Here is a 6,623-nt window from a genome sequence, read left to right as displayed (position 1 = left end):
CCCCCCCCATTTTAAACCACATCAACCACATAAGCCAATGAGCCCAGGGCTCGGGGGGCGGCTATTTGTTTAATATCCCTTGTGGGTCCAAAAAATGGTTTTTAAAAACACACCCCCGCCCCCCCCCCCCCCCCCCCCCCCCCCCCCCCCGCCCCCCCCCCCCCCCCCGCCCCCCACCCCCCCCCCCCCCCCCCCCCCCCCCCGCCGCCCCCCCCCCCCCCCCCCCCGATTTTTAATTGATCGGGCTACCACCCTTTATTAAAATTATTTTATCGTCGGCAGGGTCAGTTTTTTTTAAGTGTCGGAGTAGCGCTCAACCGGTGTTGTGGCGAGGGTGCATGGTGGGTTTGGGGCGGGTGCCCGCGCGGGTGGCTCGGCTCTACAGAGAGAAAGGTAAGTTACCCTGACCGTTCTACCGGAGACGCTGCATGACGCCCCGCTACGTGCTGGCCATCGACCAGGGCACCACCAGTTCGCGCGCGATCCTGTTCGACCGTGCTGGCGACGTCGTCGGCAGTGCGCAGCGCGAGTTCGCGCAGATCTTCCCGCAACCGGGCTGGGTCGAGCATGACCCGCGCGAGATCCTCACCAGCGTCTATGCCACGCTGACCGAACTGCTCACCCGCGAACAGATCGAACCGCGCCATATCGCCGCGCTGGGCATCACCAACCAGCGCGAGACCACCGTGGTCTGGGACCGCGCCACCGGCCAGCCGATCCACAATGCCATCGTCTGGCAGTCGCGGCAGAGCCACGCCATCTGCGAGCGGCTGAAGTCCGACGGGCATGAGGCACTGGTCCGCGAACGCACCGGCCTGCTGATCGACGCCTATTTCTCCGCTACCAAGGTGCGCTGGATCCTCGACCACGTGGAAGGTGCGCAGCAACGCGCCGAGCGTGGCGAGCTGCTGTTCGGCACCATCGACAGCTGGCTTGTGTGGAACCTCAGTGGCGGCCAGGCGCATGTGACCGACTACAGCAATGCCGCGCGCACCCTGCTGTTCAACATCCACACGCTGGACTGGGATGACGACCTGCTGGCGCTGCTGGACATACCCCGCGCGATGCTGCCGCAGGTACGCGATTCCAGCGCGGTGTATGCGCACACCCGGCCGCAGTTCTTCTTCGACCACCCGATTCCGATCGCCGGCATCGCCGGAGACCAGCAAGCGGCGCTGTTCGGCCAGGCCTGCTTCCAGCCGGGCATGGTCAAGAACACCTATGGCACCGGCTGCTTCATGCTGATGCACACCGGCACGCAGGCGGTACGATCCCGTAACGGCCTGCTGACCACCATTGCCTGGGGCCTGGATGGCCGTGTGGAATATGCGCTGGAAGGCTCGATCTTCATCGCCGGCTCGGTGGTGCAGTGGCTGCGCGACGGCCTGCGCATGATCGACCGTGCCAGTGACAGCCAGGCATTGGCCGCGCAGGTGCCCGACAGTGGTGGCGCCTACCTGGTGCCGGCGTTCGTCGGCCTGGGCGCCCCCTATTGGCGCAGTGATGTGCGCGGCGCGATGTTCGGCCTGACCCGCGGCACCCGCAAGGCGCACTTCGTGCGCGCAGCGCTGGAGGCGATGGCGTACCAGACCCGCGATGTGCTCGACGCGATGCAGTCCGATGCGGGCATCGCGCTGACCGAACTGCGCGCCGACGGCGGTGCAATCGGTAATGACTTCCTGGCCGGCTTCCAGGCCGACATCCTCGGCGTGCCGCTGCTGCGGCCACGGTTGACCGAGACCACTGCACTGGGCGCGGCCTACCTGGCCGGTCTGGCGGTGGGGTTCTGGACCAGCCGCGAACAGATCGCAGCGCAGTGGGGCCTGGACCGGCGCTTCGCGCCACAGATGGACGTGGCCCGGCGCGAGAAGCTGTATGCCGGGTGGCAGCAGGCCGTGGCGGCCACCCTCGCCTTCCACGTCGATTGAAACTGCAATGCCGTGCCGTGCCGTGCCCGGCTACAGTACGTGGGTTGCCCCTGTAGAGCCGAGCCATGCTCGGCTGCCGTTGGTGGGGCGCCGCAAAAAAGCAGAGCCGAGCGTGGGCTCGGCTCTACAGGGAAGGCAGTGTCGACCAAGGTCGACACCCAACATTTCAAATCAACAGGTCAGCCGCAATCAGAACGCCGGCAGCACCGCGCCCTTGTACTTGGTCTCGATGAAAGCCTTCACCTGCGGGCTGGTCAGGGCCTTGGCCAGCTTCTGCACGCGGGCGTCGTCCTTGTTGTCCGGCCGCGCGACCAGGAAGTTCACGTACGGCGAATCCTTGCTCTCGATCGCCAGCGCGTCCTGGGTCGGGTTGAGGCCGGCGTCCAGCGCGTAGTTGGTGTTTATCAGGGCCAGGTCGACCTGGTCCAGCACGCGCGGCAGCATCGCCGAGTCCAGCTCGCGGAACTTCAGGTTCTTCGGGTTGGCGATGATGTCGCGCTGGGTCGACAGGGCGTTGGTCGGGTCCTTCAGCGCGATCACGCCGGCCTTGTGCAGCAGGATCAGCGCGCGGCTGTTGTTGCTCGGGTCGTTCGGGATCACTACGTCGGCGCCTTCGCGCAGCTCGGCCAGCGACTTGATCTTGCGTGAGTACGCACCGAACGGTTCGATGTGCACGCCGATCACCTTCACCAGGTCGGTCTTGCGGTCGCGGTTGTAGGCATCCAGGTACGGTTCGGTCTGGAAGTAGTTGGCGTCCACCTGCTTCTGCACCAGCTGGTCGTTGGGCTGCACGTAGTCGTTGAACACGCGCACGTCCAGGTCCACGCCTTCCTGCTTGAGGATCGGCTTGACCACCTCGAGGATCTCGGCGTGCGGCACGGCCGTGGCAGCCACCACCAGCTTCTGCGAGGGTTCGCCGGACTTGCCACAGGCGGTCAGGGCCAGCGCAGCGGCAAGCAGGGGCAGCAACAGGGTCTTCTTCATGGGCGGAGGGGTTCTCGGGGGGAGTGTCAGGATTTTTCGTAGTTGCTCAGGGCCAGCTCGAGCAGCGCCTTGGCCTGCTCGCGCAGCATCACCGGCTCGACGATCTCGGCATCCGAGCCGTAGTGCAGCACGTCCATCAGCAGCTCGCGGGAGACGCTGTACGGCACCTTCAGTTCATAGCGGCCATCGGCCAGGAAGCGGCCCTGCTGCTTGGAGTGCCAGTGCTCGTCGGCCACCCAGCGCGCGGCCTTGGCACTGAACAGGATGGTCGCCCAGCCCTTCGGTGCGCCGGAGAAGATGCCGTAGCTGGCACCCAGCTGCTCGTCCAGCTCGCTGTCGGCCACGTCGCGGGCAGTACTGTCGACCACCCGCGCCTTGTGGATGCGGTCCACGGCGAAGCTGCGCAGGGCTTCGCGGTCATGGTCCCAGGCATCCAGGTACCAGTTGTCGCGGTAATGGGTCAGGCGCTGCGGCGAGACGGTGCGCTTGGTCGGCTCGTCGGTGGAACGGGCACGGTACTCGAACGCCAGCTGGCGGCGCTCCAGCACCGCCGAGGCCACGCTGCGGAAGCTGCCTTCATCGAACTTGCGTCCGCGGTGCGGGATTACCCGCACACGGTCCACCGGCCAGTTGGAGACACCGGCCTGGGCTGCCAGCAGGCTCTCGATACGCTGCTGCAGCGGCGCCAGCACCGAGGACAGCACGCCGCCGCCGGTCCGCGCCAGCAGGTGCTGCGAGGCCAGCAGGGCATGCAGCTCCTCCGAGCTGAGCCACAGGCCGGGCAGCTCGAAGCGGTCGCTCTCGTCGGCCTGGTAGCGGAAGCCGGCCTCGCCGTCGCCCTCGATCGGTGCCATCAGCGCATCGCGCAGGAAGGCCAGGTCGCGGTAGACGGTGGCACGGGAACAACCGAGCTTGTCCTGCAGGGTCGCCACCGTCACCGGATAGCGCGCGGACTTGAGCAGACGATGCAGGGCGGTGATGCGTTCGTATCGGTCCATACCCCCGATTATGTCCGAGTCGCGGGTCTTGTGTGGGACGTTTGGGCTATCGTGGTCGCCCCCACCCCCATGGAACGCCCGATGCGCCGGTTGCCCGCCCTGTCCCTGCTGGCCTGCCTGCTGCTGGCTGCCTGCGATCGCGCGCCGGCGCCGGCCAGCACCGGAGCCCCCGTGCCCGCAGCAGATCCGGCGCAGGCCGTATTGGGCGCCAGCCAGCGCTTTGCGGCCCTGAATAGTTTCCATGCCGAGCTGGAGGTGCTGGGCGCACCGCAGCCGGTACGCAGCGCCATGGACTTCGTCGCCCCCGACCGCTTCCGGGTGCAGACCCCGGGCGGGCCGCAGACGATCATTGGCGACACCATGTTCCTGCAGGCCGACGGCGCGATCCGCCAGGTTCCCACCCCGCCGGGCCTGCTGGAGCAGTGGCGCAATCCATTGCCGGCCGACGCCCTGCCTGCCGACCTGCAGGCCGAGGATCTGGGCAGCCAATCGCTGGATGGGATCCAGACCCGTCACTACCGCCTGCGCGGCGCGCAGCCCGGCGAACGCCTGGAGTACTGGGTGGACGCCCAGGGCCTGCCGAGGCAGATCGTGCGCAGCGGCGACAGCAATGGCCGCAGTTTCCAGCTGCGCCTGCGCTATTCGCGCTTCAACGACCCGGCATTGCGTATCGATCTGCCCTGAATGGGCGTTCGCGGCAACGTCTGCTGAAGCGCGCCTTGGATCGATTCGGACCGCCATCACGCTTCCAGTATCATCACCGGCTGTCAACCGCTTCGGAGAAGCCCCGATGTCCCTGCGCGTGTCCCTGCTGATCCCCCTGCTGCTGTGCGCGCCGCTCGCGTATGCACAGGATGCCTCCGAACTGGCGGCGATGTCTTCGCCGTGGAGCGGCAGTGGCGGCGAGCTCGGCTTCGCCTCGGCACGCGGCAACAGCAGCACCGAGAGCTTCAACGGCCGCCTGCGCCTGCGCTACACCGACGGCGACTGGGTGCACAGCATGGACCTGGCCGGCCTGCGTTCCAGCTCCAAGGTGACCGAGACCCGCGACGACGGCACCACCACCCGCCGCAACAACACCACCGCCAACCGCTACACCGGCAGTGCCGGCAGCGCGCTGCAGCTGGGCGAGCACCGCCAGCTGACCGCGACGGTACGTACCGAGCGCGACGATTTCGCCACCTACGACCGCCAGAGCTCGTTCGGCCTGGGTTACGGCACCCGCCTGTGGAACACCGAGCGCTTCTCGTTCGACGCGCAGATCGGCCCCGGTGTGCGCCGCACCCACAGCACCGAGGACGACCGCACCCGCACCGGCATGATCGGCCGCGGCCTGTTCGACATGAAGTACTCGCTGACCGACAACACCGACCTGGTCAACACCCTGCTGGTCGAATCCGGTTCGTACAACACCTTCGGCCAGAACGACTTCGGCGTGTCGGTGAGCATGAACGAGCATCTGGCGCTGAAGGCCGGCTGGCAGGCGCGTTACAACAGTGACGTGGCCGAGGACAAGCGCAAGACCGATACGCTGACCACGATGAACGTGGTCTACAAGTTCAAGTAAGCAGAACGGGCGCCAAGGCGCCCGTTTCTCTTTCCCGGTAGGCGCCCACCTTGGTGGGCACGATCCAGCGACCTCAGACGTTCAACAGCTCGCCGGCGCCATCGTCCAGCAGCAGCTTCGCCAAGCGCTGGCCCAGGCCTTCCGGGTCGCTGGCCGGACCCACGGCCTCGGCGCGCACCGCACGGCCGTCACTGGCGCTGCCGACCAGGCCCTGCAGGTGCAGGTCATCCCCCTGCCACTGCGCGATGGCCGCCACCGGCACGTGGCAACTGCCATGCAACGCACGATTCATCGCCCGCTCGGCTTCCACGCAGGCACGCGTAGCCGCATCGTCCAGGCCGGCGAACAGCGCCATCAGGCGCGCATTGCCTCCATCACACTCCACCGCCACCGCGCCCTGCGCCGGGGCCGGCAGCCACTGCGGCGGCTGCAGGCGCGCGACGATGCGTTCGCCCAGGCCCAGCCGTTCCAGCCCGGCCACCGCCAGCACGATGGCGTCGTAACCACCGTTGTCGAGCTTGGCCAGGCGGGTGTTGACGTTGCCGCGCAGGTCCAGCAGTTCCAGGTCCGGGCGCAGCGCGCGCAGCTGGGCCTGGCGGCGCAGCGACGAGGTTCCGACCCGCGCACCGATCGGCAACGCGTCCAGCGAGGCATACAGGTTGGAAACAAAGCCATCGGCCGGATCGTGGCGGGTCAGCATCGCCGGCAGCGCGAATGGCGCGTCCAGTTCCATCGGCACGTCCTTCAACGAATGCACCGCGCAGTCGGCCTCGCCACGCAGCATGGCCAGCTCCAGTTCCTTCAGGAACAGGCCCTTGCCACCGATGGCGGCCAGCGAGCGGTCGAGCACTTCGTCACCGCGGGTGCTCATCGGCACCAGTTCCACATGCAGGCCGGGGTGGGCCTGGCGCAGGCGGTCGGCGACGTGTTCGCTCTGCCAGAGGGCGAGCGGGCTCTTGCGGGTGGCGATGCGGACGGTTTCCATCCGGTCATTATCGCGCCTTCGGCGCGGATACGGCCAACGGCGGAGCCCCTCGTGGCTGGGGCTATCAAAGCAAAAGCCGTGCTTGGCCGGGGCGGCGGGGTCATGCGGGGACGCCGTGAACCCATCCGTGGGGGCTTGGCCGCGGCATCCATGCCGCGGAC

The 6,623-nt window shown here is 67.5% G+C and carries 6 protein-coding genes; 3 read left to right on the top strand and 3 right to left on the bottom strand.

Going from position 1 to position 6,623, the window contains the following annotated elements; all coding sequences use genetic code 11:
- The first annotated feature begins 428 nt into the window (after positions 1–428).
- Complete coding sequence (gene glpK, locus QRO91_RS21440) at positions 429–1,928, top strand: glycerol kinase GlpK (RefSeq protein ID WP_049429098.1); 1,500 nt, start codon at positions 429–431, stop codon at positions 1,926–1,928.
- A gap of 189 nt (positions 1,929–2,117) precedes the next feature.
- Here the strand turns inward: glpK and QRO91_RS21435 are convergent, their stop codons facing one another.
- Positions 2,118–2,912 (bottom strand): MetQ/NlpA family ABC transporter substrate-binding protein, encoded by a 795-nt coding sequence (locus QRO91_RS21435; RefSeq protein WP_049429097.1) that lies wholly within the window; start codon positions 2,910–2,912, stop codon positions 2,118–2,120.
- Positions 2,913–2,938: 26 nt separating this feature from the next.
- Complete coding sequence (locus tag QRO91_RS21430; RefSeq protein WP_005411144.1) at positions 2,939–3,910, bottom strand: YafY family protein; 972 nt, start codon at positions 3,908–3,910, stop codon at positions 2,939–2,941.
- Between the two features lie 81 nt (positions 3,911–3,991).
- On the opposite strand from QRO91_RS21430, the gene QRO91_RS21425 reads away from it, so the two are divergent.
- Both QRO91_RS21425 and QRO91_RS21420 read left to right on the top strand, forming a co-directional pair.
- Positions 3,992–4,594, top strand: a complete 603-nt coding sequence (locus QRO91_RS21425; protein WP_049429096.1) for a hypothetical protein — start codon at positions 3,992–3,994, stop codon at positions 4,592–4,594.
- Between the two features lie 106 nt (positions 4,595–4,700).
- Positions 4,701–5,477: a YdiY family protein gene (locus tag QRO91_RS21420; RefSeq protein ID WP_005411146.1), complete on the top strand. Its 777-nt coding sequence runs from the start codon at positions 4,701–4,703 to the stop codon at positions 5,475–5,477.
- Positions 5,478–5,550: 73 nt separating this feature from the next.
- Here the strand turns inward: QRO91_RS21420 and hemC are convergent, their stop codons facing one another.
- Positions 5,551–6,462: a hydroxymethylbilane synthase gene (hemC, locus tag QRO91_RS21415; protein ID WP_049429095.1), complete on the bottom strand. Its 912-nt coding sequence runs from the start codon at positions 6,460–6,462 to the stop codon at positions 5,551–5,553.
- Between the last annotated feature and the right edge of the window lie 161 nt (positions 6,463–6,623).

Origin of the sequence: Stenotrophomonas maltophilia group sp. Smal32, assembly GCF_030237085.1 — a bacterium.
In the GTDB taxonomy this organism is placed as follows: domain Bacteria; phylum Pseudomonadota; class Gammaproteobacteria; order Xanthomonadales; family Xanthomonadaceae; genus Stenotrophomonas; species Stenotrophomonas maltophilia_Q.
Note: the sequence above shows the minus strand (reverse complement) of the source record. Positions and strands in the feature narration are given on the sequence as shown.